The 25,007-nt window shown below is 59.3% G+C and carries 26 protein-coding genes; 17 read left to right on the top strand and 9 right to left on the bottom strand.

Features of this window, described 5'->3' with window-relative positions; genetic code table 11:
* Positions 1-43: 43 nt before the first annotated feature.
* Complete coding sequence (locus N434_RS03645; protein WP_110756125.1) at positions 44-2,290, bottom strand: TonB-dependent hemoglobin/transferrin/lactoferrin family receptor; 2,247 nt, start codon at positions 2,288-2,290, stop codon at positions 44-46.
* A gap of 356 nt (positions 2,291-2,646) precedes the next feature.
* Between N434_RS03645 and N434_RS03640 the strand changes: the two genes are divergently transcribed.
* The gene (locus N434_RS03640) at positions 2,647-3,168 is read left to right on the top strand and encodes a TIGR00645 family protein (RefSeq protein ID WP_065113919.1); all 522 of its coding nucleotides are present in this window, start codon (positions 2,647-2,649) and stop codon (positions 3,166-3,168) included.
* 99 nt (positions 3,169-3,267) lie between these two features.
* Positions 3,268-3,984: a helix-turn-helix transcriptional regulator gene (locus N434_RS03635; RefSeq protein ID WP_110756123.1), complete on the top strand. Its 717-nt coding sequence runs from the start codon at positions 3,268-3,270 to the stop codon at positions 3,982-3,984.
* Positions 3,985-4,011: 27 nt separating this feature from the next.
* Here the strand turns inward: N434_RS03635 and N434_RS03630 are convergent, their stop codons facing one another.
* The 3 genes from N434_RS03630 to N434_RS03620 form a co-directional block, all read right to left on the bottom strand.
* Positions 4,012-5,169, bottom strand: coding sequence for a DUF2333 family protein (locus N434_RS03630; RefSeq protein ID WP_065113917.1), 1,158 nt, complete (start codon positions 5,167-5,169; stop codon positions 4,012-4,014).
* A 241-nt stretch (positions 5,170-5,410) separates the two neighbouring features.
* Complete coding sequence (locus N434_RS03625) at positions 5,411-5,863, bottom strand: pseudoazurin (RefSeq protein ID WP_065113916.1); 453 nt, start codon at positions 5,861-5,863, stop codon at positions 5,411-5,413.
* A gap of 112 nt (positions 5,864-5,975) precedes the next feature.
* On the bottom strand, positions 5,976-6,557 hold the full coding sequence (locus tag N434_RS03620) for a thymidine kinase (RefSeq protein ID WP_065113915.1): 582 nt from the start codon (positions 6,555-6,557) through the stop codon (positions 5,976-5,978).
* A 382-nt stretch (positions 6,558-6,939) separates the two neighbouring features.
* On the opposite strand from N434_RS03620, the gene N434_RS03615 reads away from it, so the two are divergent.
* The 4 genes from N434_RS03615 (at position 6,940) to N434_RS03595 (ending at position 10,899) form a co-directional block, all read left to right on the top strand.
* On the top strand, positions 6,940-7,851 hold the full coding sequence (locus N434_RS03615) for a choline ABC transporter substrate-binding protein (RefSeq protein WP_286172093.1): 912 nt from the start codon (positions 6,940-6,942) through the stop codon (positions 7,849-7,851).
* 290 nt (positions 7,852-8,141) lie between these two features.
* Entirely contained in the window at positions 8,142-8,993 is an 852-nt protein-coding gene (choW, locus tag N434_RS03610) for a choline ABC transporter permease subunit (protein ID WP_065116031.1), read from the top strand.
* A complete protein-coding gene (gene choV, locus N434_RS03605; protein ID WP_065113913.1) occupies positions 8,990-10,036 on the top strand; it encodes a choline ABC transporter ATP-binding protein in 1,047 nt (348 codons plus the stop codon). The genes choW and choV overlap by 4 nt, the downstream gene beginning before the upstream one ends.
* A 542-nt stretch (positions 10,037-10,578) precedes the next feature.
* Entirely contained in the window at positions 10,579-10,899 is a 321-nt protein-coding gene (locus tag N434_RS03595; protein WP_045019117.1) for an ArsR/SmtB family transcription factor, read from the top strand.
* A gap of 153 nt (positions 10,900-11,052) precedes the next feature.
* On the opposite strand, the gene N434_RS03590 is transcribed toward N434_RS03595, so the two are convergent.
* Complete coding sequence (locus N434_RS03590; RefSeq protein ID WP_110756120.1) at positions 11,053-12,228, bottom strand: DUF3095 domain-containing protein; 1,176 nt, start codon at positions 12,226-12,228, stop codon at positions 11,053-11,055.
* A gap of 285 nt (positions 12,229-12,513) precedes the next feature.
* On the opposite strand from N434_RS03590, the gene N434_RS03585 reads away from it, so the two are divergent.
* The 4 genes from N434_RS03585 (at position 12,514) to queF (ending at position 15,630) form a co-directional block, all read left to right on the top strand.
* The gene (locus tag N434_RS03585) at positions 12,514-13,620 is read left to right on the top strand and encodes a branched-chain amino acid ABC transporter substrate-binding protein (protein ID WP_110756118.1); all 1,107 of its coding nucleotides are present in this window, start codon (positions 12,514-12,516) and stop codon (positions 13,618-13,620) included.
* Positions 13,621-13,688: 68 nt separating this feature from the next.
* Entirely contained in the window at positions 13,689-14,090 is a 402-nt protein-coding gene (locus tag N434_RS03580) for a glyoxalase superfamily protein (RefSeq protein ID WP_110756117.1), read from the top strand.
* A 155-nt stretch (positions 14,091-14,245) separates the two neighbouring features.
* Positions 14,246-15,148, top strand: a complete 903-nt coding sequence (locus N434_RS03575) for a cation diffusion facilitator family transporter (RefSeq protein WP_065116030.1) — start codon at positions 14,246-14,248, stop codon at positions 15,146-15,148.
* 17 nt (positions 15,149-15,165) lie between these two features.
* Positions 15,166-15,630 carry a preQ(1) synthase gene (gene queF / locus N434_RS03570; RefSeq protein WP_110756115.1) on the top strand — a complete coding sequence of 155 codons (465 nt, stop codon included), beginning with the start codon at positions 15,166-15,168 and terminating at the stop codon, positions 15,628-15,630.
* Positions 15,631-15,654: 24 nt separating this feature from the next.
* Here the strand turns inward: queF and N434_RS03565 are convergent, their stop codons facing one another.
* Together N434_RS03565 and N434_RS03560 are read right to left on the bottom strand one after the other, a co-directional pair.
* Entirely contained in the window at positions 15,655-16,407 is a 753-nt protein-coding gene (locus N434_RS03565) for a DUF2076 domain-containing protein (RefSeq protein ID WP_110756113.1), read from the bottom strand.
* A 100-nt stretch (positions 16,408-16,507) separates the two neighbouring features.
* Positions 16,508-17,098, bottom strand: coding sequence for a HupE/UreJ family protein (locus N434_RS03560; RefSeq protein WP_110756111.1), 591 nt, complete (start codon positions 17,096-17,098; stop codon positions 16,508-16,510).
* 230 nt (positions 17,099-17,328) lie between these two features.
* Between N434_RS03560 and N434_RS03555 the strand changes: the two genes are divergently transcribed.
* Entirely contained in the window at positions 17,329-17,910 is a 582-nt protein-coding gene (locus N434_RS03555) for an ATP-dependent Clp protease proteolytic subunit (protein WP_065113906.1), read from the top strand.
* Between the two features lie 109 nt (positions 17,911-18,019).
* Here N434_RS03555 and N434_RS03550 read toward each other — a convergent pair whose 3' ends face one another.
* Positions 18,020-18,277: a pentapeptide MXKDX repeat protein gene (locus tag N434_RS03550; protein WP_110756110.1), complete on the bottom strand. Its 258-nt coding sequence runs from the start codon at positions 18,275-18,277 to the stop codon at positions 18,020-18,022.
* A 186-nt stretch (positions 18,278-18,463) separates the two neighbouring features.
* Between N434_RS03550 and N434_RS03545 the strand changes: the two genes are divergently transcribed.
* Both N434_RS03545 and N434_RS03540 read left to right on the top strand, forming a co-directional pair.
* Positions 18,464-19,012: a sigma-70 family RNA polymerase sigma factor gene (locus N434_RS03545; protein ID WP_110756451.1), complete on the top strand. Its 549-nt coding sequence runs from the start codon at positions 18,464-18,466 to the stop codon at positions 19,010-19,012.
* Positions 19,009-19,653 carry an NrsF family protein gene (locus tag N434_RS03540; RefSeq protein ID WP_110756108.1) on the top strand — a complete coding sequence of 215 codons (645 nt, stop codon included), beginning with the start codon at positions 19,009-19,011 and terminating at the stop codon, positions 19,651-19,653. The genes N434_RS03545 and N434_RS03540 overlap by 4 nt, the downstream gene beginning before the upstream one ends.
* An 82-nt stretch (positions 19,654-19,735) precedes the next feature.
* Here N434_RS03540 and N434_RS03535 read toward each other — a convergent pair whose 3' ends face one another.
* A complete protein-coding gene (locus tag N434_RS03535; protein WP_110756106.1) occupies positions 19,736-20,818 on the bottom strand; it encodes an esterase-like activity of phytase family protein in 1,083 nt (360 codons plus the stop codon).
* A gap of 282 nt (positions 20,819-21,100) precedes the next feature.
* On the opposite strand from N434_RS03535, the gene N434_RS03530 reads away from it, so the two are divergent.
* From N434_RS03530 to leuA, 4 genes are all read left to right on the top strand, one after another.
* Positions 21,101-22,279, top strand: coding sequence for a benzoate/H(+) symporter BenE family transporter (locus N434_RS03530; protein WP_110756449.1), 1,179 nt, complete (start codon positions 21,101-21,103; stop codon positions 22,277-22,279).
* A gap of 24 nt (positions 22,280-22,303) precedes the next feature.
* Positions 22,304-22,582, top strand: coding sequence for a BrnT family toxin (locus N434_RS03525; RefSeq protein WP_353618449.1), 279 nt, complete (start codon positions 22,304-22,306; stop codon positions 22,580-22,582).
* Complete coding sequence (gene brnA, locus N434_RS03520; RefSeq protein ID WP_110756104.1) at positions 22,563-22,799, top strand: type II toxin-antitoxin system BrnA family antitoxin; 237 nt, start codon at positions 22,563-22,565, stop codon at positions 22,797-22,799. Before N434_RS03525 ends, brnA begins: the two co-directional genes overlap by 20 nt.
* 319 nt (positions 22,800-23,118) lie before the next feature.
* Positions 23,119-24,828, top strand: a complete 1,710-nt coding sequence (gene leuA / locus N434_RS03515; protein WP_110756102.1) for a 2-isopropylmalate synthase — start codon at positions 23,119-23,121, stop codon at positions 24,826-24,828.
* Positions 24,829-25,007 lie beyond the last annotated feature (179 nt).

The following is a 25,007-nucleotide window of genomic DNA, read 5'->3' as shown; positions in this document are numbered from 1 at the left end:
GACCCGAAGGCCGCCCCGACTGGAGATGGTGGTCCTGCCCGTTTTAGAATTTTTGGGTCAGGGAGATTTTGAAGGTGCGTCCGGCTTCGGAATAGAAGTCGACCGGCTGGTTGACGGTGCTGACGGCGTTGGGGTTGATGTCGCGGACGCCGACAGCGTTCCAGTATTTTCTGTCGAACAGGTTGTAGATGCCGGCCTGGATGCGCAGCCCCTTGGTCTGTTCCGGCTCCCACCAGCCACTCAGGTTGAAGATGCCGTAACCGGGGGCGTCAAAGGTGCTGGTCGCCTTGTCGTCACGCATGCCGGACGAGAAAATGCCGGTGAATTCCGTGCCCCAGGTTTCCTGCGCATAGCCGAGACCGACGACGGACTTGAACGGCGCCACCGTGCGGATGAACTCGTTGGTGTCGGTGTCCTTGCCATAGGCGTAAGCGAGAGACGCATGGGCGAAGAAGCCGTTTGCAAGATCCTTGCGAACCTTGGCTTCCACGCCGGAAATTTCGACATTGGCGCGGTTGCGATAGGTGAAGAGCGATCCGTTACCCCTGCCGCCGAAACCGGGGAAGAGGGTGGTCGAGGTCGTATATTGCTCGATGAAGTTCTTGTACTTGTTATGGAACAGGGTCAGGCTTCCGGCCAGATCGCCCGACGCATAGTTCGCGCCGATCTCGAAACCATTGCTGGTTTCGGGATTGAGGTCGGAGTTACCGATAACGGCGTAACCGGAACTGACGTTCGAGAAGTTCAGGTACAATTCGTTGATCGTCGGCGCGCGATAGGCCATCGACCATTGTGCGAAGAGCTGAAGTTCCGGCGTCACGTCATAGGTGGCAAGCAGTTTCGGCGAGAAGCGCGAGCCGCTGTTGCCGCTCGGCAGGCCGAAGGTATTGTAGCCGCTATTGCTTGATACCGAACCATCCGGATCGTAATCGTAGGAATCGAAGCGCAGGCCGGGGGTCAAACGGAAGCCGTTGCCGAATGCGATTTCGTCATCAAGATAGAGCCCTAGGCTCTTGCCGCTCACGTCAGGCATGTCGGATTGCGACGAAGACGTCACTCCGGCCGTGTTGGCGTAAAGCTCCTGGCTGAAATCGGTCGTCATGGCGTTGCCGCCGAAACGGACCGTGTGCTGCACGCTGCCAAGCTCGAAGCCGGATTCGAGGCCGCCAACGATGCCGAATGCGCTGTTGCGCATGCTGTCTTCGCGGATGTAGAGCGAATTGTTGGTCAGGCGGTCGCCGGCGCCGGATTCCTTGGAAAGACGCGTCCAGTAAAGCGAAAGATTGGCGGCATCGATGAAGCCGTCGGTCGAAGGGGCGTCGTATTCGTAATCGAGAGATACGCGATCGCGCTCGGTATCCTCATAACCGCGGTAATCGCCGATCCGATAGCTCGATCCCGTGCCCGTTATGCTGACGCCCTGCAGGGTTCGCATGTCGCTGCGGTTTCTCAGTGAATAACGCTCGGCTGTAAGACCGATGCGGTGGCCGCCTTCCAGATCCTGGCGGATCTTGAACATCAGGTTGCTTTCATAGGTGTCGGCGGGATTGGGCTTGGTGCGGCTCATTCCGTAGACATCGGCAGTGCCCTTGTTGTCCGTCTCGTTGCCGCGCTTGTAGGAACCCTGGAACAGGACCGAGGTGTTCTCGATCTTCTTGGCGACGGCGAGCGATCCGCCGACGCTTCTGTCTTCGCTGTCATAGGTGGTTTTGGCGACGCCGCCCCAATCCCTGCCTTCGCCGATCAGGTCTTCCGGCTCGAGCGTGCGCAACACCAGTGCGCCGCCAAGAGCGCCGGAGCCGATGCGGCTGGAATCGGCTCCGCGCACCACGTCCACAGTCGAAAGCGAGGAGAAATCGAAGCTCGAATTCGTATTGCTCAAAGTGGTGGTGGCCTGACCCTGACGGGCGAAGTTTTCGAAGAAGGGGACGGGGATATTGTCGATCAGCGTCACGACACGGGCGCCACCGAGACCACGGATGAACAATCCACCCGGCTTGCCGGGCTTGGCGTCCACGTAGTCGACGCCCGGCTCGGTCGAGTTTCCGAGGTCCCTGATGCTGCCGATGTCTTTCTTCCTGATCTCTTCCGCCGTTGTCTGGCTTGCCAGCGGCGTGTCGGCGGCGGCGTTGGCGCTTTGTACGCGCTTGCCCTTGACCACGATCTTTTCAAGCGTGGTGGTGCCGTTCGCCTGCGAGGCGGCTTCCTGCGCCAGCACGGGGCCGGCAACGGGCAGAAGAGACATGGCAGTGCACAGAAGCAGCGCGGATTGCGTGCGCGAGATGGACATTAAATACCCCCGGAAGGCGCGCGGACAAGCCACGGCGCGCGAAAACGCGCCGCACTCAGCGCGGCTGGAAATGTTCTGATTTGTTACGGGCGAGCCGATAGGTGAGGACTAGAAAACATGATGATAACTGTCAACATATTATATATGACTTTTTGCATCATGTTTTAAAGCATAACCGTATGTTGCAGAAATGTTACGGGTCGGCTTTGTCCACCCCCCCCGCGCGGAATGAAACGAAAAACGCCACGGTCCTGCCAAAGTCCCGACATTGCCGCTTGCTAGGATATTCGCAGCCAGTTTACATGGCGAAACAAAGCATGCCCCAACAATAGACAGTTTATTAATCGGATACGGAAATGAAGTCTCTTGAACTGCTCGTAGAGCGGATCATTCTCTCCAGCCGCTGGCTGCTCGTCGTTTTTTATCTCGGGCTTGTTGCGGCGCTGGCGGTTTATGCCTTTTCCTTCGCGCTGAAATTCCTCAAAGTTGCGAAGAATGTTTTCATCTACGATGAAGCGGACATGATCCTTGCCATGCTTGGCCTGATCGATGCGGCGCTGGTGGCCAGTCTGATCGTCATGGTGATGATTTCCGGTTACGAGAATTTCGTCAGCCGTTTCGATGATGCGGATGCCGAAGTTTCATTTCTGGGCAAGCTCGATGCCGGCAGCCTGAAGATCAAGGTCGCGTCGTCGATCGTGGCGATTTCGTCGATCCACCTGCTGCAGATATTCCTCAATGCCAACCAGTATTCTGACAGCAAGCTGATGTGGTTCACCCTCATCCATCTGGCTTTTGTCGTTTCGGCGGTCATGCTCGGTTTCCTTGAGAAACTGATGGCGAAGCCGAAAGACAAGTCCGAAAAGCCGGCGCTTTAGGCCAGGGGTCCGTCGGTTATGAAGGTCGCAACCCCGTTTGGCCATGGCATGTGTTCCTCCCTCCGGCTCGTCGCAGCCCGATATGGCGGCGGTGTGTGAATGGTGAAAACGGAGCGCCAGGCCAGACTGTGCCGGGACCTGTCGGCCGCCACCGACAAATCCCAGTGGCTGGAAGCGCTGCGGGAGGTGACACATGCGTTCGGTTACGCCTATGTGACGCTGCTGCGGTTGCCAGGCGGATCCAACGCTTATGCCTTGCCGACGGTTCTTGAAAGCAGCCTGCCGGTCTGGGTCGTGAATGCGATGACCAAGGACGGTGCGCTTGGAGACTGTCCTGTCATAAAGCGCGGCGCCTCATCGATGATGCCGCAATATTGGTCGCTGGAGGACCCGGATCTTGCCTGTGAGCCGCTCATGGAGGCGGTGGCCTCGGTGGGCAGCATGGGCATCGCCTCCGGCCTCATGGTGCCGGTGACCGGCATGTATGGAAACCGGCATCTGATAAATTTCGCAGGCGATCGCGAGCCCCTGTCGCAGGCGTCGCTGAACGAACTGGGCATGATCGCCCTGCACGCCCTGGAGGTCTATGACCGCCTTTGCCGCGTCGGCTCGAAGGGACCGTCACCCCTGACCAAGCGGGAACTCGACGTGGTGCGCTGGACGGCGCAGGGGAAGACCTCCGTGGAGATCGCCGAGCTTCTCTCCATCTCGGAGCACACCGTCAATACTTACATGAACAATGCCATGCGCAAGCTCGACTGCGTCAACCGCACGCAACTGGTGGCCAAGACCATACGCCTGCGGCTGATAGACTGAGCCGGCCGCAAGGGGCCGGCTTCATTGTCAGCGATCGAGAACGGAGCGAAGTTCGACAAGGTTCGAGCGCACCCGCAGAACGTAAAATCCCATGGTGGCGAGATGCGAGGGCATGATCCAGCCGCTTTCCTCGCCGTTGGAAATGATCGCCGGCTGGATACGAAGGGCGGCGCGGGTCTGTACCAGTGTGTCGTTCCACAGGTTGGTCAGATTGCGTTCGCGGATGACCTGCGCGAAGTCCGATCCGGCGGCGGACAGCACGCCGTAATAACCGTAGAGCTGGCCATAGGCGAACCAGAAACGGTCGTCGGCGCGGGTGTCGAACCAGCCGCCATTATAATTCTCCGAACGCTCGCGCAGAATTGCAGAGGTGGAGCCGATATCGCCGGCAATACGGTCGATGAACTGGATGAGGTTGTCGGCACGGGTATCGAAGACGGCCTTGCAGGCGGTCAGTTCGCCGTTGAAGGCCTGGAAGCTGCGGATGGCGGCGCGGTAGTAGCTGGGTGTCGGCGTCTTCGGGCCGAAGGGATCAAGGCCGAAATACCAGGAATATTCGCTGAACTGCATGTTGCCGCGCGCTTCCTGCAGATTGTTGTTGATACCCGATGTTCCGCGCACGCGGCCGAGCGTGTCGACCAGCTCCACCGAGGTGCGGCGCACCGCCTGGTTCACACCGCGCTGGAATGAAGCCTTGTTGTCCAGGAACGGCGTGCTGTCCCAGTCGATGCCGAAGAGGCCGAGACGATAGAGCAGCATGGAGGAAATCCACGCGTTCTGGTTGACGTTGAAATCGGTGAGATCGGCGGCGGCATCGACGATGGCCGAGCGCTGGCACACGGGTGCGGACGTATTGGCGGCAGCGCCGGTCGCGCCGGCCGCCGCAGCCGGGGTGGCGGCCGGTAATTCCTGTCCGGGCGGCACGGTGCGTTCGGCCAGCTTGTAACGGGCGATATAGTCCGGGTCGAAATTGCTCCAGACCTGCGTCTGCCAGACGAAATATCCGTAAAAGCCGGCAAGCAGGATGAGAACCAGAGCGATCGGTCCCTTGATGATCCAGTTGCGGTCGCGATACCAGCCATGGGCGGCCATGAAGGGCCACAAAAGCCAGGCGACGACCATGCCGGCGGCCTTGCCGATGGCGCTGAAGGCTGCCTGAATCAATGCGGTGATCCGGTCGATCATGTCGTCATAGTCTCCTCTGCCCGTGGGGCTGGACGCCGGAAGAAAAATCCGTGGCTCAATCCGCGCCCTTTCGGTGCTTCGGAAAAACCACGGTCATTTACTGTCTTCCAGATATGTCCCGGTCAACCGGGATACAACATGATTGCGAAACTTTTCTCAACCTGCGGTCCGCGTCGGCTATTCCGGCATGCTCAGACTGCTTAACCGGATATTGCCGCCGCGGAGCCGTGGGGATGTGTGGTTACAGGCCGAGTTTGGTGATCTCGGCATTCAGCCGGTCACGGGCTTTCTTCGGCAGCTTGCCGTTCTTGACAGCATCCAGATTGGCCGGCGGTGCGTCGCCAACGACAATGAGAGCGACCATGCCCATGCCCAGATGCGGTGTGCATTTGACGACATAGGCGCCTTCCTTGTCGACCGTCACCTTCACCGTCTCGTTCATCTTGCCTTTGAAGTCGGCGACGCCTTCGGGGATCATTTCCTTGACGGCTGCCGCATCATGGCCCTTGTCGACCGGAACGAAGGTGATGACGTCACCGACGGCGGCCTTGACGGTTGCCGGTTCGAAGACCATCGCCTGGCCGTCGCTGCCCTTGTTGAGCATCTTCACTTCGATTTCAGCCGACAGGGCGGGAAAGGCGAAAAGGCCCGCGATGATGGCGAGGCTGGCGAATTTGGCAGTTTTGTTCTGCATAATTTTGCTCCTGAGAGAAAGCACATCCACGCGAATGTGTCGCCTCGTCTTAGCGCAGGAGCAGGCAAGCCATCTTTGCGAAAAATCAAATGCGGCAACCGGACGCAGACACTCAGCCGCCCTTGACGGTCTCCACCCAATGGCGGCGGCAGAAGGAAACGTATTTTTCATTGCCGCCGACCTCGATCTGCGCGCCTTCCGTCACGACCTTTCCTTCATTGTCGAAACGGGCCACCATCGTCGCCTTGCGGCCGCAATGGCAGATGGTGCGGATTTCGCGAAGCTCGTCGGCGATGGCGAGCAGTTCCTTCGAGGCGGGGAATAGCTTGCCCTGAAAATCCGTGCGCAGGCCATAGGTCATGACCGGAATATTCAGCCTGTCGGCAATGTCGGCCAGTTGCCAGACGTGGTGTTCGGAGAGAAAATTGGCTTCGTCGATGAAAACGCAGGCGACCGGTGCTTCGGCATTAAGGGCCGATACCTCGGCGAAGAGGTCGGTATTTTCATCGAAGGTCAGGGCGTCGGAGGACAGGCCGATGCGCGAGGCGACGCGGCCGACGCCCGCCCGGTTGTCGAAGGCGGCCGTGAAGATCAGCGTGCGCATGCCGCGTTCCTGATAATTATAGGACGCCTGCAGCAGCATGGTCGATTTGCCGGCATTCATCGTCGAATAATTGAAATAGAGTTTTGCCATTATCCACTCCCGGAGCGCATTTGCGTCTTTCGGACGCTTCACAATGCTCCAACCTTTCGAATCGGCACATCGCGCCTCATGGAACCGATTCCTGTTTATGAGCCGATGCTGCAGTGAGCGTCTTTTGACGGCGAAGAAGCGGATTGAAAAGTGTGGCGATGGGAAAAACACAGATTTCCGCAATCCGCCAATTTCCTCATCAACCGGCGAAACACGGCCATTTTCACGATTTTGTCGCAAACGGTGCGCCAAAGCACGCAAATGCACGCGAGTTGATTGTGCCCGGCAGATATTGATAATGGCAAGGGAACGAAAAAACAGGGAGCAAGCGATGTTTGCAAATAGAAGTCGCTGTCTGGCCTTGGCCGCAGCAATCTCCTCCATGACGTTCAGCGCGGCCGGCGCGGCCGGCGCGGCCGAGCCGGCAAGTTGCGGTACGGTGCGTTTTTCCGATGTTGGCTGGACCGACATCACCGCCACGACGGCGACTGCCACCGTGCTTCTGAAAAGCCTGGGTTATGAAACCGACGTCAAGCTTCTCTCCGTACCCGTTACCTATACATCCTTGAAAAACAAGGACATCGACGTCTTCCTCGGCAACTGGATGCCGACCATGGAAGGCGATATCGCGCCTTACCGCGAAGACAAATCCGTCGAGACGCTGCGGGAAAACCTGACCGGCGCCAAATACACGCTGGCGACCAACGCCAAGGGTGCCGAACTCGGCATCAAGGATTTCAAGGACATCGCCGCCCATAGCGCCGATCTCGGCGGCAAGATCTATGGCATCGAGCCCGGCAATGACGGCAACCGACTGATTCTCGACATGGTCGCCAAGGACAGTTTCGGACTGAAATCGTTCGAGGTGGTGGAGTCGTCCGAGCAGGGCATGCTGTCGCAGGTCGCACGCGCGGAAAAATCCGGCGAGCCGATCGTCTTCCTTGGCTGGGAGCCGCATCCGATGAATGCGAATTTCAAGCTGACCTATCTGACCGGCGGCGACGAGGTCTTCGGCCCCAATCTCGGCGGCGCGACGATCCATACCAATGTCCGCAAGGGTTATGTCGAGGAATGCCCGAATGTCGGTGCCTTCCTCAAGAACCTGCAATTTTCCCTGCCCATGGAAAACGAGATCATGGGCAAGATCCTGAATGACGGGCTCGAGGGCGAGGCGGCGGCGACGACCTGGCTGAAGGCCAATCCGGCGGCGATCGAACCCTGGCTTGCCAACGTCAAGACCAGGGACGGCAGCGCGGACGCCTTGCCCGCCGTCAAGAAGGCATTGGGCCTCTAAGCCGCAAGACGTGCATGGCTGCGCCCGGTTCTCCCGCGAGAAGCCGGACGCAGCGGGAAACGACAATCTCCATGCATGACCTTGCTCCGCTGATTTTCCCGGCATGAGGTCATGCGTCAGCACCGCGTCCGGCAGTTTTGCTGCCGGCCATTGTTTCTGCATTGGCGTGTTGCCGGTCGAACGGCATCACCGTCAATGCTTCAAATCTTTTTGCCTGCGCAATTCCGGACGCAAGATCGCTCCGCTTTTTTGCTGGAATTGCTCTCATTCACGAAAGGTCTTTTCTTACCGTGGAATGGCTCAGCGCTCCTGAAAACCGCCTGCCTGTCGGCCGATATGCCAAGGAGGCCATCGACTGGCTGACCGGCAATCTCGCTTTTTTCTTCGATTGGCTTTCCTTCATTTTCCAAAGCGTCATCAACGCCCTGCTGTTTGTCCTGCAGGCGCCGCACCCGCTCATCATCGTCGCGATCGTGACGGCACTGTCGGCCTGGACACGCCGCTCCGTGGGCATGCCGGTGTTCACGGCGCTCGGCCTGCTGCTCATCATCAATCTCGGTTACTGGAAAGCGACAACGGAAACGCTTGCGCTGGTCATCGCCGCCAGCGCCGTGTGCATGATCATCGGCATACCGCTCGGCATATTGGCGGCGCGGCGCAAGTGGATCTATGCCGGCATGCGTCCCGTGCTGGACCTGATGCAGACGATCCCCACCTTCGTTTACCTCATTCCGGCGCTGGTGCTTTTCGGCCTCGGCATGGTTCCGGGGCTCATCGCCACCGTCATCTTCGCCATTCCGGCTCCGGTGCGGCTTACCCGCCTCGGCATCGTTTCGACGCCGCCGGCGCTGGTGGAGGCGGCGGTTGCCTTCGGTGCCACGCCGTCGCAGGTTCTGCGCAAGGTGGAGCTTCCCTTCGCTGCGCCGCAGATCATGGCGGGACTGACCCAGACGATCATGCTGTCGCTGTCGATGGTGGTCATCTCCGCCCTCGTGGGGGCGAATGGTCTGGGTGTGCCGGTGGTGCGTGCGCTCAACACCGTCAATATCGCCATGGGCTTTGAGGCTGGCCTGTGCATCGTCATACTGGCGATCGTTCTCGACCGGCTTTTCCGCCTTCCCGGCACGGAGGATGACCTATGAGCGACGCCATCATCTTCGGAAATGTCGATATCGTCTTCGGCGACCGGCCGGACGCGGCGCTGCCCATGATCGACGGGGGCAGCACCCGCGACGAGATCAATGTCGAGACCGGGCTGGTGCTCGGTGTCGCCAACGCTTCGCTGTCCGTCAAGGAAGGCGAGATTCTCGTGCTCATGGGGCTTTCCGGTTCCGGCAAATCGACGCTGCTGCGGGCGGTCAACGGGCTTGCGCCCGTGGTGCGCGGCAATGTCGGCGTGAAGACCAGCTCGGGTTATGTCGATCCCTATCGCTGCCCGGCGAAAACGCTGCGCGACCTGCGCATGCATACGGTTTCCATGGTGTTCCAGCAATTCGGCCTTCTGCCGTGGCGCAATGTGGCCGACAATGTCGGTTTCGGGCTTGAGCTTTCCGGCGTGCCTGAGGCCGAGCGCAAACGGATGGTGGCCGAGCAGCTGGAGCTGGTGAACCTTTCCGCCTGGGCCGACCGCAAGGTGGGCGAACTTTCCGGCGGCATGCAGCAGCGTGTGGGGCTGGCCCGGGCCTTTGCCACGGGAGCGCCTATTCTCTTGATGGACGAGCCGTTTTCGGCGCTTGATCCCCTCATCAGAAGCCGTCTGCAGGACGAGCTGCTGGAATTCCAGAGCCGGCTGAAGAAGACCATTCTCTTCGTCAGTCACGATCTGGACGAAGCCTTTCGCATCGGCAACCGCATCGCCATGATGGAGGGCGGGCGGATCATCCAGTGCGGCACGCCACAGCAGATCGTCAAGCAGCCGGCCACGCAATATGTCGCCGATTTCGTGCAGAACATGAACCCGATCTCGATGCTGACTGCGGCAGATGTGATGAAACCGGGTGTGGACGAGCGAAACGGACGGCTGGCGGTGGCCGCCACGGCCCGTCCGTCATCGCCGCTGATCGATATTCTCGATACGCTTGCGAAACATTCCGGGGCGATCGGCGTCGTCGACAATGGCGCCATCATAGGCACGATTTCCGCAGACGAGATCGTGACAGGGCTGACCCGGCACCGCAAAAAATAGTATTAATCCTGCCTGAAAAGCACAAAGGGCCTTCCGGACTGGAGGGCCCTTTGTGCTTTTCGGAGAGGCCAGCGGCGCAAGTTATACCTTCCTATGGTGGCAAAGAATATTTTTGATATCATAAGTTATGCATGAAAATAATTACTAATAAAAATCATATTGCAAATTTTGAGAAAATTGCGCAAAGTTAATCTAGATTCTGTAGCGCGTTGCTAAATTTAAGGTGGTATAAGATTATAGCCTCAAATTCGGGCATTGCCTGTCAGGATTTATACGCTCAAATTTTCATCGATTATTGCTTATAAATACTGCTGCTAATACATGAATTTATTGCGAAATTGACAAAAATCATGCAAAAGGATGATAATTTAGTCGCAATATTTTAAGTAAATAACCGGAGAAGAATAGTCTTTGAAAGGGACACGATATAAGCAAGATTTAGGTATATACAACGTATTCGCTGAATTATAAAAGCACCTTTTGGAACACCTATTATAGCCACCATGACGGTCTTTCCGACTGTCATCAGGAGACTTGAGCGTATGGATAACCAATCTCTGTCGGAACATAGCATCGCCGCTGCAGACTTGCTCTCAGCGATGGCGAATCCCAAGCGCCTGATGATCTTATGTACGCTGGTGGATACGGAAGTGCCGGTCGGTGTTCTCGCCTCACAGGTTGGTCTCAGCCAGTCCGCTCTTTCGCAGCATCTTTCGAAATTGCGTGCGCAGCGGCTGGTCAAGACACGACGGGATGCGCAGACCATCTATTATTCCAGCAACTCCGAATCCGTAAAAAAAATCCTCGCCTCCCTCGAGGAAATTTATTGTCAGGTGCAGAAGAGCAGCAAGACAGCGGCCTGAGCGCGCAGCCATTTTCCAGGGCCTTCACGGCAGCCTGTCCCATTGAAACCGGCGCACGACGCCGGTTTTTCGTTTTAGTCATCGCGTCCGGTGTGGGCCTTCGGCCTGACGGACCGTTGGCCGAGGCGACTGCGTTTCCCGATTCAGCGGGTTTCAGGGTGATGGCGCAGCCTGCATCTGTTGCTTGAGGCGGCTGGCCGCGGCCGCATATCCGCCGTCGGCGCCATCCACGAAATGCATGTGGTCCCTTGAAAGCGGGGAGGGCACGATACAGGTCATCAGGGCGGCGTCCTGTTCGTGCAGGCCGAAATAACAGGTTCCGGACAGGCGGCCCTGTTCCAGCCGGGCGCGGATTTCTTCAAGCCGTTCCGCATCGATGTCCACCGTCATCTTCAGGCCATCGTCGAATTTCCGGAAATCGGTGTTGCTGGCCACCGAACGCCGGTAACGTGTGGCGTTGAACCGGCCGAGCGACAGTCCCGTCAGGTCGAGAAGATTGACCAGCAGGGTTTCGCCGAGGATGCGCAATGAGCGGCGCTTCTGTCCCCATCCATCCCGATATGCCGCGCCAGCCCTGGCTTCGAGGCCAAGGCCTTCCTTCACGAAGCCGAGTTTCGGCCCGTCCTCCGGAACGGGGTGGCCATCTCTTGCATCCTGCGCGGCCAGGTCGACGAGATCGACGACGAGCTGGCGGAAGGCCGGCATATCCCGCGCCGGTCCCGGCACGGCGATGATCGAGACGACCTTGCCGTGGCTCGCCGGTATGGGATTCCAGCGGCATGAAAGGCCGGTGAGATCGGGGCGCTCACCTGTCCCGGCCGCTGGCAGGCTATATTGCCCCTGCTTCATCCTCGCTTCGGCCCAGCTGTTGCCGCCGCCCGAAAACATCGCATAGGAAACGTCTTCACTCGCCTGGAAGCGTGCGACGCGGACATCGAAGCCGTTGGCGCGGATGTCCTCTATGGGAACAAGGGCAACCCGCATCGCAAGGTCGAGATCGTCCTTCACCCAGCGCTGGACATTCGAAAGCGTGCGGCCAGCAAGAGGCAATCCATCGGCGGGCACCGCGACGGCGGCACCATCGCCGCCGAACACGAAGGGCAGGTCGTGGCGGCCGAGACTGTTCGAAATGCCTGAAATGACTGCCGCACCCGCCATGTTCACGGCCTTGTATCGGCCGGCGCCGATTGCCGCCGTCGAATCGACGATATCGGCGATGGCCAGCCCCCATCCCGAGGGCAGGGCGCGGTAAAGCGCCGGGTCTGCCACGTCTTCAAAATGCCGGAAGACGGGAAGGCCCGCCAGAAATGCGTCATCTGCTGCGATCATGCCGGCATTATCCTCCCGCGGCGGCCAAACGCCAAGGCTTTACGACGCGCGGATTATGGGTTCTGATGGCGCAATCATGACGGGCGGGGCGATTGATTTACAGGTAATAGACCTTATCCAACAAAGGTGACTTGCATAAGTCATCAAACCTTCCGTATGAGTTGAGACTGAAGGCTCGGAATTCAAACATGGAACGAGTTTTCGCCGGGAGGCGTCCGATAGTTTCATTCGGTCGACGCCCATGGCGCTCACCGGGTCCGCGACCCCTTTTAAGGAGACACCAGGATGAAACTGAAGACATTGACCAGCGTGACGCTCGCAGCGTCCTTCGCATTCGCACCCCTTGCCCATGCCGAAATCGTCATCGGCCTGATTGCACCGCTCACCGGCCCTGTTGCCGCCTATGGCGACCAGGTCAAGAACGGCGCCCAAACGGCAGTCAATGAAATCAACAAAAAGGGCGGCATCCTCGGCGAACAGGTCGTGCTGAAGCTGGCCGACGATGGCGGCGAGCCCAAGCAGGGCGTTTCCGCGGCCAACCAGCTCGTTGCCGAAGGCATTCATTTCGTCGTCGGTCCGGTGACGTCTGGCGTCGCCATTCCGGCTTCGGATGTCTTTGCCGAAAACGGCGTGCTGATGATCACCCCGACGGCAACTGCTCCGGGCCTGACCAACCGTGGCCTTTCCAACGTCTTCCGCACCTGCGGTCGTGACGACCAGCAGGCCGAGGTTGCGGCGAAATACGTTCTCGCCAACCTCAAGGACAAGAAGATCGCCATCATTCACGACAAGGGCGCTTACGGTAAAGGTCTTGCGGATGCCTTCAAGGCAACGCTGAATGCCGGTGGCGTGACCGAAGTTCTCTATGATGCCCTGACACCCGGCGAAAAGGATCTCGGCGCGCTGACAGCCCGCCTGAAATCCGACAATGCCGATGTCGTCTATTTCGGCGGTTACCATCCGGAAGCCGGTCTTCTGGTGCGCCAGCTGAAGGACATCGGCTCCAAGGCTGCCGTTATCGGCGGTGACGGCCTGTCGAACAGCGAGTTCTGGAACATCGGTTCGCAGGCTGGCGAAGGCACCATCTTCACCAACGCCTCCGACGCGCTGAAGAACGACGACTCCAAGGCCGCAGCCGAAGCGCTGAAGGCCGCCAACATTCCGGCGGAAGCCTTCACCCTCAACGCCTATGCCGCCGTCGAAGTACTGAAGGCCGGCATCGAGAAGGCCGGAAGCGCCAAGGACTCCGAAGCGGTCGCCACGGCTCTGAAGAGCGGCGATGCTTTCGCCACGGCAATCGGCAAGGTCACCTATGGCGAGAATGGCGACCTGACGTCGCAGACCTTCTCGCTCTTCAAGTGGCAGGATGGCAAGATCGTCGCCGCCGAATAAGTTGACGATACCGGCCGCACCTGTTGCGGCCGGTATTTTTTCATGGTCTTAAAAAGCGGGAAGTGGGCATGCGCGACGCCGAAAAGCACAGCCTTTCAGACATCGGTTTCGAGCGGACCTTCCCGATCGTCAGGATTTTCGACGAGGCCAAGGCCCGGGAATTTTATGTCGATTTTCTCGGTTTCGAGATCGACTGGGAACATCGCTTCGGCGATAATTTTCCACTCTACATGCAGGTTTCGCGTGCCGGAATGGGGCTGCACCTCAGCGGTCATCACGGCGATGCGACGCCGGGCTCCAACATCTTCGTCACCATGCGCGGCGTTCACGCCTATCAGCAGGAACTGGCGGCGCAAGACTATCGCTTCATGAAGCCGGGCGTCGAAGAATTGCCCTGGGGCGATGTGATGGAAGTCACCGATCCCTTCGGCAACCGCATCCGTTTCTGCGAACAGAAAAGCGGGGATTGAGGTCGTTGATGCGACCTTGAGGCTCTTGACCTTGCCTGCGGTTTGAACGATAGAAAACCCCAATAGCGAACCGCGCGCACGGAGACCCCGTGCGCGCGGTTCGTGCGTTTTGGCAGTCGGTCATGCAATTCGTTCGCATCCGCACGGGGGCAAAAATGAACAGTGAAGGCAATGCACTGGTAAGGAAGCTCGCATTCTGGGGCATTCCACTTTCTTTCGGCGTGCTGGGCCTCAAGCTTCTGGCATGGTGGGTCACGGGGTCCGTCGCACTTCTGTCCGATGGTCTGGAATCGACCGTCAACGTGGTGGCGGCCTTCATCGCCTATTTCGTCATTCGTTACGCGCAGAAGCCCGCCGATGACGACCACCAGTTCGGCCATCACAAGGCGGAATATATTTCCGCCGTGGTGGAAGGCGTGCTGATCGTCGTTGCCGCGCTGTTGATCGTGCAGGAGGCATGGGGCGGTCTCTTTAATCCGAAGCTGCCGGAGGCGCCGGTTCTGGGTCTTGCCATCAACGCGGCGGCAGCGGTCATCAATGCGGTCTGGGCAACGACCCTGATCCGGGTCGGCCGGAAATACGCCTCGCCGGCGCTTGCCGCCGATGGCCATCACATCATGTCGGATGTGGTGACTTCAGCGGGCGTTCTCGTCGGGCTCATTCTGGCGCTTGTGACGGGTTACGCCATTCTCGATCCGCTGCTTGCCATATTGGTCGCCATCAACATCCTGTTTCAGGGATCGAAGGTCATCATGCATTCGCTTGGCGGGCTGATGGATCGCGCGGTGGAGCCCGAGGAAGACGAGGCGATCAAGAAGGCGATCGCGGACAATTCCGGCGGCGTCATCGGCGTGCATGACCTGAGAACCCGCCGTGCCGGTTCGGCCGCCTTCATCGATTTCCACGTGGTCGTTCCGGCCACGATGACGGTGCGGGAGGCGCATGATATTTGCGACCGCCTTGAAGATGCCATAAGGGAGGTCATACCGGGCGCCAGCCTCGCCATTCACGTCGAGCCTGAGGGCGAAAAGGCGCATGGCGTCAAAGTCATTGTATAAGTAGTCAGGAGTTTTCCATGTCCGTGACGGATGTTTCCGGCCTGTCGCAGCTGGGTACGAAGGTCGATATGCCCGAGAGCCCGGAAAAGGCCATTCTCGAAAAGGTGCCGAACGGCAATGCCGGCACCGACTATGTGGTGCGCTTCACCGCGCCCGAATTCACCTCGCTTTGCCCGATGACCGGCCAGCCGGATTTCGCCCATATCGTCATCGATTATATTCCGGGTGATTTCCTGGTGGAATCGAAGTCGCTGAAGCTGTTCCTGCAGTCCTTCCGCAACCATGGCGCATTCCACGAGGATTGCTCCGTCTATATCGCCAAGCGTCTGGTGGAGCTGTTGCAGCCGAAATGGCTCAGGATCGGCGCTTACTGGTATCCGCGTGGCGGCATCCCGATCGACGTCTTCTGGCAGACCGGGCCGGCGCCCGAAGGCGTATGGCTGCCGGATCAGGGTGTTGCGACTTATCGCGGTCGCGGCTGATCCGGCTGTTTAGCGTGTGAAGATTCAGGCGAACGAACCGTCGTCGCCTGAATCGAAATCAGCGTCGTCAGCATTGTCGTCATAGTCGGCCTGCTGGATATTGTCGTCGTCGTCGTTATTTTGCTGATTGGCGCTGTCGCCGTAATAATTGTTGACGACGGTTTCCTCGACGGGGGCGTTGCCTGCGGCATTACCGCCGCCGAAGGGTGAACCGAGCCCCAGCGACGACATATGGCTGCCAAAAATGCCGCTCAACGAATTGGCAAGCAGCATGCCACCCGCGACGCCGGCGGCGGTGCCGAGCGCCCCCTGCAGAAAGCCACCACCCGAACGCCCGACGGCGGTGGGTTGCTGGCTCCACGGGCCGCCGGGTTGCTGCTGACCGGCCGGCGACCCCCAGGGGCCAGCCGTCTGGCCGGCGGTATCATTGCGCCATGAGGTTGGCGCGGCAGCAGGGGCTGGCGTCGGTGCGGGCGGCTGCGATTGTCCTGTGCCGAAGATTGAACTGAGGAACCCGCCCTGTGCGGCCGCCTGCGGGGCGTTATTACCGCTTTCCAGCGCATGGATGCGGTCTTCGAGCTGCCTGATATGGGCTGCTGCCGCCTCCAGCCCTTTTTCCTGAACGATCACCGCCTGGGCGAGATAATAGGGGGCCGCGGGTTGATCGCGCACGGCGTCTGCGATCAATGTTTCCGCCTCGCGGTCACGCGGGGTGGCGGATGCGGTTTTGGTCCTGTCGAACAGGCCCTTGAGAAGCTGGCTTTCTTCCGGTGACATATGCTGCCTCCTTACCGTGAAGCGTAAATCCACGATAAGGAGGTAGGCCTCAATTCAGGCTTTTCAAAGCGGCCCGAATTTTAAATTTCGGTAATGATCGTCAGCCGCCGAGGGCAAGCGACAGGCCGGCGATTGCCGTCAGCGCGCCGATGGTGCGGCTTGCCGCCGAGCCGAAACGGGCAATGCCAAGGCCGAGTGCTATGCCGGCCAGATGCAGCAGCGCGGTGGCGATCATGAAGCCAAGGCCGAATTGCCAGGCGCCGGCGCTGCCCAGTTCACCGCCATGGGCGTGGCCGTGGAAAAGCGCGAAAGCGCCGACAACCGCCGCAGCTGCCGCTGTCGGCAGCTTTACCGCCGCCGCGACCAGCAGGCCGAGGCCGATGACCGAGGCGAGAATGGCGGGTTCGACGAAGGGAAGATCGATGCCGTAAACCGCCATCAGGAAGCCGATGGCCATGGTGCCGACAAAGGCGGACGGCACGAGCCACAAGGCCTTGCGGTCACTGCCGGCCATGGCGATCTGCGAGGCCCAGATGCCGACGGCGACCATGGCGAGAATATGATCCGCGCCGAAAAACGGGTGGGAAACGCCGGCCATGAAAGAACCGTGTTCTTCCGGGTTCAAATGGGCGAAGGCGGGCAGGGCGGTAGCGCCGAGCGCGGCAGCGGCAAGGCTTAGTCTTTTCAGCATGGTTCCCTCTTTTGATTGTTGCCGCCGGACAGGATCTTGGGCTTCCGGCACGGGCGGCACTGCAATGAGGCACCGACGATATCGTGAACGTCAGGATGCTGTCCATGCGTCATCTGCCGGGGGTCCTGTTTATTGTTCGGGCGAAAACCTTGCCTTTTTCGCTCATTGCCTTACGTAACAAGTCGCACTATGTCCGAAGGGCATGCATGAATTACGCTGGAGAGCCGTTGATGAACGAAGACGAAGACGACAAGAGCAAGGAACTGCCGATCGGCAAGGAAACGGAAGCGAATCTTTTCAAGTCGCGTTCGATCTTCATCTATGGTGGCATCACGCAGGAACTGGCGCAGAAGGTCTGCACGCAGCTCGTGGCTCTTGCGGCCGCCGGTGACGACGACATTCGCGTTTACGTCAATTCGCCGGGCGGTCATGTCGAATCGGGTGATTCCATCCACGACATGATCAAGTTCATCAAGCCGAAGGTTTATATCATCGGCACGGGCTGGGTCGCTTCCGCCGGTGCGCTGATCTATGTTTCGGTGCCCAAGGAACGTCGCCTTTGCCTGCCGAACACCCGCTTCCTGCTGCACCAACCCTCCGGCGGTACGCGTGGCATGGCATCCGACATCGAAATCCAGGCCCGTGAAATCATCAAGATGAACCAGCGCCTGATCAAGATTTTCTCCAAGGCCACCGGCCAGAGCGAAGAAAAGATCGCCAAGGATATCGATCGCGATTACTGGCTGAGTGCGGAAGAGGCCAAGGATTACGGTCTTGTCGGCAAGATCGTCGAAAGCCAGTCGGAGCTCTGAGCTTCTGATATCTCTTTAAAAAGCCCGTACCGGCAGTGGCCGGTGCGGGCTTTTCCGTTCCTGGCGGCTTATACCGCGTTTCCGGTCCTGCGCTGTCGCAGGCCAGCCATCATTGCATGGTGTCGCAAGCCTTCATCATGTCGGCCTTCTTCATCTTGTCCATTTCCATGCCGGCCTTGTGCATGCAGTCCTTCTTGTCCGCCATTGGCATGCCGTCCTTTTTCGTCATTTCCGTCTGCATGGTGTCGCTGTGCATGGCGTCTTTTTTTATCGTATCGGTCTTCATGCTGTCGGCATGGGCGATACCTGTGAAAGAAAGGGCCGACAGCAGGGAAGCGGTGGCGATGGTCGCAAAAATGCGGGTCATGAAAGGTCTCCTCTGGGACGTCGTTTTATGTCCGGCGGCGTCGTGCCGTGGCTCACGATCGTCCATTCGCTCGGAAACAGCCCGCCGTTACAGCTTCACGTGCTTGTGACGGAATATTCGGGCGAGATTTTTTTTCAGCCATTATGTAACAATATCGTATGGACTGCGAATAACCCGACAGTGACGATGACAGGCAGCCTTTCGGAAGAGACATTAAAGATGCTGATGCTGCGTTCCCTTGACGGGGACGAAAGCGCCTACAGGCATTTGCTCCATGCGTTGCGCCGGCTGTTGGTCGCCTATTACGGGCGGCGCATGGCCTCCTCATCCCGAGGCGATGTGGAGGATCTTGTGCAGGAAACCCTGTTGTCGCTTCACGCCAAACGGGAGACCTATGATCGTGCGCGACCGTTCACGGCCTGGTTCTTTGCAATCGCGCGCTACAAGCTCATCGACCATTATCGGGGCAGGGGCGCGCGGATGCTGGCGGAAGTCGAACTGGATGAGACGCTGGAAGCCGAACCGACTGTCGATGCGGTGACGGCGCGCATGGATGTGGAACGACTGCTCGACGATTTGCCGGAGCGGCAACGGGACCTCATTCGCAATGTGAAACTTGAAGGTCAGTCAATTGCAGAAGCGGCAAAAAAGTCCGGCCAGACCGAGCTTGCGGCACGGGTCGGCATTCACAGGACGCTGAAAGTCCTGGCGGCAAGGTTGCGGGGAGACACGTGAGAAAGACGGAAGACATCATTGATCAACTGGCGGGCGACCTCAGGCCTGTGCCCGTTTCGGCGCTGGAGCGCAGGCTGCTGCTAGCCGTCTTGCCCGCGCTCTGCATTTCGCTTCTGCTGATGTTCGTCATTCTCGGGCTGCGCAGCGATATGGATGATGCTTTCACTGAACTGGGTTTCTGGATCAAGTCCGCTTACAATGCCGTGCTGGCCGTGGTCGCGTTCCTCGCTGTCCGGCGCCTTGCCCGGCCGGATGGCGATCGTGGCTGCTTTTTTGCATTGCTGGCGGTGATTTTCGTTGCAATGGCGGCAATCGCATTCGTCCAGCTGGGCTTTGCCCTGCCGGGCAGCTACCGCACCCTTATTCTGGGATCGTCGGCTCTGCATTGCCCGTTTTTGATCGTGGCTTTTGCATTTCCCATGTTTCTGGCGAATTTGTCGGTCCTTAAACGCTCCGCGCCCGCCGATCCCGCGCTTGCCGGTTTTGCGGCGGGCATCGCCGCGGGTGCAGCCGGGGCGTGGGTCTATTCCTGGTTCTGCACCGAAAACGGCATGGCATTCGTGCTGATCTGGTATTCGCTCGGCATTCTTGTCATGGGCCTGATCGGCGCTTTTGCCGGGTCCCGGTTTCTCCGCTGGTAGCTGCTTCCTTCGCCTGGCCGAGCCGGTTGCCAATACCGGCCCCGACCGTTGCCGGAGCCGGTATCCTGCGTCATCGCGGATCCTACTGACCCAAATTTGCGGGAATTGCGAAGAGCGCAAACTGGGTGAACTGCTTGCCCGGATTGAAATTGTCGTCCGAGGCGATGACGAAGAGCTGCTTGCCATCCACCACCGGCCCGAAGGCGAAGCTTTCGATATTGTCGATATCGAGGCCGAAATCGCCTTCGTTGATTTCGAACCACACTGATTTGGATACGGCGGTCACGGATGCCGGATCGATCTTGTCCCTGCCGAGAATATTGTCGGCGCGGGACAGGTCGGCGATGAAAAAGCGGATATGGTTGCCGACCCCGGAAGCGAAATTGCGCTCGACGGCAACGAAACGGCCATCCGGCAGGGCCTCGATGGCGGAGAGACCATTGTCGTTATATTTCGGCTCGGCGGCTGTCGGGGTCTTCGAGATCGCCTCGGTGACATAGACATGTTCCGCGACCGGCTTCAGCGTCGTCGTGTCGATCACGAGGATACGGGCCGGGCTGCCGGCCTGTGGCGTCGCCTTCGGGCCGTCCTGGATCAAGGTATTTTCGGTGGCGGCGATCAGCCGGCCGGGCATCAGCGTCAGGCCCTCGAAGGCGAGATTGTTCTGTACCCCCTTGGTCTTCGCGTCATCGACGAGATAGGCGTCGGGCAATTCCAGCCGCTTGACATTGCCGCCATCGAGGTCCGAGGCATAAAGCGCGGGCTGGTTCTTGAGGTCACGCTCGGAGGACCAGTAGAGCTTGCCGCCCTTACGGTCGAGCGCTATTCCCTCGGCATCGATGCCCTTTAGGGCGAAGGCTGCGCCGGCCTCATCCTTCAATTCCCGCGTGGCGGCGATGTTCAGCTTAACGACGCCTTCCGTGACGGCCAGTTCCAGCTCGTAATAGCGGGCGGGACCATTTTCCACACGATCATCGGAAACAGCGAGATAACGGCCGGTTTCACTGTCGAAGGCGAGATCCGAAATGCCGCCGAAGGCGACGCCATTGATGGAGAGGCCCGAAGGAACGACGATCTGGCCAAGAAAGGCCGGCGCTGGCGGGGTCTGCGCGGCGGCCGGAAGTGCCACAAGGCAAAAAGCGGCGATGGTGGCGATGCGAAACATGGAGACGATCCCTCTTGTGGCGGCTGCCCTGCTGTTGTGGATGCCGTGAGGATTAGCCCCCTGTCGCTAAACTTTGATGACGTTTTCCGCGTCTCCCGTACCTGAAGCCCGGCCGCTCATCTTGCCAAGCCTTGTCTTTTTTGATCCTGAATATAGTCATGCTTCATCCAAAGCGTGTCGCCATCTTCGGATTCGCGCTCCACGCTTCAAGTTTTGTTCCTGTCCGTCGTCAATGCAGACCGCTGCGGTTTTTGCGACAGGCAGCAGGCCGCAGAGTGCTTCATGCTGAAAGATTTTTCCGTCCAGAGCCTGTTCATGGGGTGCCTCACCGCCTTTGTCGGTTTTGCCAGCTCCTTTGCCGTCGTGTTGCAGGGCCTCAAAGCCGTCGGCGCGACGGATTTCGAGGCGGCTTCCGGGCTGATGGCGCTTTCGGTGGCGATGGGGCTTTGCGCCATCGTTCTTTCTGTCGCCACACGGCTGCCGATCAGTATCGCGTGGTCGACGCCGGGTGCGGCCCTGCTGGCGACCACGGGCGTGATCGAGGGCGGATTTCCGGCGGCGGTGGGCGGTTTCATCATCTGCGCCGTGCTGATCATCATCGCCGGCCTGTTCCGGCCGCTCGGGCGGGCGGTTGCCTCCATTCCCGCGCCGCTTGCCAATGCCATGCTGTCAGGTGTCATCATCGGCCTGTGTTTCGCGCCGATCAAGGCGATCGGTTTTAACCCGGCGCTTGGCCTGCCGATCATTCTCGCCTGGATCGTGGTGGGTGCTTTCCGGCGGCTTTTCGCCGTGCCTGCGGCGCTTGCCGCCTTCGTGCTCGTCATGATCTTCGGGGTCGATATTCCGGCGGGCGCGCTCGATAGCGTGGCGCAATCGCTGACGCCGCCGATGGAGTGGGTGACGCCCGTCTTCAGCCTGCACGCCATCGTCTCCATTGCGCTGCCGCTGTTCATCGTCACCATGGCCTCGCAAAACATTCCCGGCATCGCGGTGCTGAAGGTCAATCATTACGATCCGCAACCCGGACCGCTTTTCGCCACGACCGGTTTCTTCTCGCTGCTTTCGGCCCCCTTTGGCGGCCATGCCGTCAATCTCGCGGCGATCACCGCGGCAATGTGCGCGGGCGAGGACGCCCATGCCGACCCCAGACGGCGCTATTGGGCGGCGATCATCGGCGGTGTCGGTTACATCATCTTCGGCCTTTTGGCCGGCGTGGTCACAGCCTTCGTGGCGCTGGCGCCGCCCATCCTCATTCAGGCGGTGGCGGGGCTGGCGCTGGTCGGCGCCTTTTCCGGTTCCGCCGTCGCGGCCTTCAAGGAGCCGGAAACCCGCGAGGCAGCGGCGATCACCTTCCTCATCACGGCCTCGGGCCTTTCCTTCGGTGGTGTTTCCGGGGCCTTCTGGGGGCTGATCGGCGGCGGGCTGATGATGGCGTTGCAGCGGGTAGTGAAGCGTGGTTAGATAGGGAGCTTATTGTTTTAAGAAATATTTATTTATGGATTTCGAATTCGATCCCGCCAAAGCGAAAGTAATAAAGACAAACATGGAATAGATTTCGTCGAGGCAAGAGCGCTTTGGCTGGACGAGAAAAGACTTGTCGCACCTCTCGAAACCACGTCGGAAGAACGGTATATTATGATTGCGCAATTGCGCGGAAAGTGCTGGAGCGCCATCTACACCTATAGAAATGACCGGTTGCGGATCATTTCCGTGAGGCGTTCCAGAGACAAGGAGAAGCAGCGTTATGAAGACGATCAGCGCTGAAGATTTCGACAGGAAATTCGACGATGGCGAAGACATCGACGATTATGTCGACTGGTCAAAGGCTAGCCGGCCGGGAAAGGAACACACTCATTTCGATCTTCCGAATGGGATTTTGCGTCAGGTGGATGCGGAGGCGGCTCGCCTTGGAATGACGCGTGAGGCCCTCATCGTCAAATGGATATCGGAAAAGCTGGAGAGTAATCAGCGGGTAAAATAGGCGGGGAAGATAACAAGATCACTTGTCAGACCGCCAGCCGCTGTTTATACACGTCGCCATGAGCAACCGCATCGCAATCATTTTCGGCATGAGCGCGCAGATTTCTGCGAAGGCCTCGCCGTGCGGTGCACTCTCGCTTCTTAGCCTCGACCTTACACGCGGTTGCCGGGTCCAGTGAGGAGCGCCCGGCGGCCGAAAGCCCGCTGGTGCAAACGCTCCTCATCTCGAAATCTCATTTTATACTGGATTCAGGCCCTCAAGGGCCGCGCATCCGCCGATGGCTTGAAGAAGCCCGCGGACTGCGCAAGGAGGAAGCGAAATGGACGGCAAGATCACCAATATTTCCAAGGGCATGAACGACGCGAGCGTGAAGTATCGCCCTTACCCGACCATCAACATCCCTGACCGCACCTGGCCGGGCAAGACCATCGACAAGGCGCCGATCTGGTGTTCGGTGGATCTGCGCGACGGCAACCAGTCGCTGGTCAACCCCATGGGCCACGACCGCAAGGCCCGCATGTTCAAGCTGCTGCTCGAAATGGGCTTCAAGGAAATCGAGATCGGTTTCCCCTCCGCCTCGCAGACGGATTTCGATTTCGCCCGCTGGTGTGTGGAAGAAGGCGATGTGCCTGACGATGTATCCCTGCAGGTGCTGGTACAGTGCCGCCCGGAGCTGATCACCCGCACCTTCGAGGCGCTGCAAGGCGCCAACAAGCCGATCATCCACTTCTACAATTCCACTTCGGAACTGCAGCGCCGCGTGGTGTTCGGCAAGGATGTGCACGGCATCAAGCAGATCGCTGTCGACGCGGCCAAGATGATCACCGACATGGCGGCGAAGGCCGGCGGCGGTTACCGCTTCGAATATTCGCCTGAGAGCTTTACCGGCACCGAGCTGGAAGTGGCGCTGGAAATCTGCAACGCCGTGGTCGAGGTGGTGAAGCCGACGGCCGATAACAAGCTGATCCTGAACCTGCCTTCGACGGTGGAAATGGCGACGCCGAACATCTATGCCGACCAGATCGAATGGATGTGCCGCAATATCGATAATCGCGAAAACGTCATCATCTCGCTGCATCCGCATAATGACCGTGGCACCGGCATTGCCGCGACCGAGCTGGGCCTGATGGCGGGTGCGGACCGCGTCGAAGGCACGCTGTTCGGCAATGGCGAGCGCACCGGCAATGTCGACGTCGTGACGCTGGCGCTGAACATGTATACGCAGGGTGTCGATCCTGAGCTGGATTGCCGCGATATCGAGCGCATCAAGTCGGTTTACGAATATTCCAACGAGATGACGATCCCCGAACGCCACCCTTATGTCGGCGAACTGGTCTACACGGCCTTTTCCGGCTCGCATCAGGATGCGATCAACAAGGGCATGAAGGCGATCAAGGTCGCCAACCATCCCGTCTGGGAAGTGCCCTATCTGCCGATCGATCCGAAGGATGTCGGCCGTTCCTATGAGGCGATCATCCGCATCAACTCGCAATCCGGCAAGGGCGGCATCGCCTATATTCTGCAGCAGGATTACGGCATCAACCTGCCGCGCAACCTGCAGGTGGAGTTCCGCGAGGATATCCAGCGCATTACCGATGAAGAAGGCGTGGAACTGCCGGCCAAGCGCATCTATGAGCGCTTTATCGAGCGTTACGTGACGCAGCCGAAGGCGCGCATCAAGTTCGTCGATCACCACACCTATCCGGCCGGCGATTTCAAGGGCGTGCGCATTGTTGCCGCCGAGATCACCGACAATGGCGAGGTGAAGCGCATCGAGGGCAAGGGCACCGGTCCGATTGACGGGTTCATCAATGCGCTGTCGGTCTATCTCGGCATTGACCTGTCGGTGAATGATTATTCCGAGCATTCGCTGCAGCATGGCTCGAATGCTTCGGCCATCGCTTATGTCGAGATGGAGCATCCGGGCGGCAAGCTGTTCGGGGCGGGGGTCAATACGAATATTGTGGCGGCTTCGCTGGAGGCGATCGTTTCGGCGGCGAACAGGGTGCTGGAAGAGCGGGCTAAGTAAGTGGGCCTTGAGGGTGGGGCTTTACCCCCCTCTGCCCTGCCGGGCATCTCCCCCTCAAGGGGGGAGATCGGCAGGAGGCGCTACCACCACTTCATTCTCAACCTTTGAGATGGGCGAGACCCAACCACGAGTCGATCTCCCCCCTTGAGGGGGAGATGCCCGGCAGGGCAGAGGGGGGG

It is taken from the genome of Rhizobium sp. UGM030330-04 (assembly GCF_003208455.1).
GTDB lineage: Bacteria > Pseudomonadota > Alphaproteobacteria > Rhizobiales > Rhizobiaceae > Agrobacterium > Agrobacterium rhizogenes_A.
The sequence above is the reverse complement of the archived record's forward strand: the minus strand, read 5'-3'. Positions and strand labels throughout refer to the sequence as shown.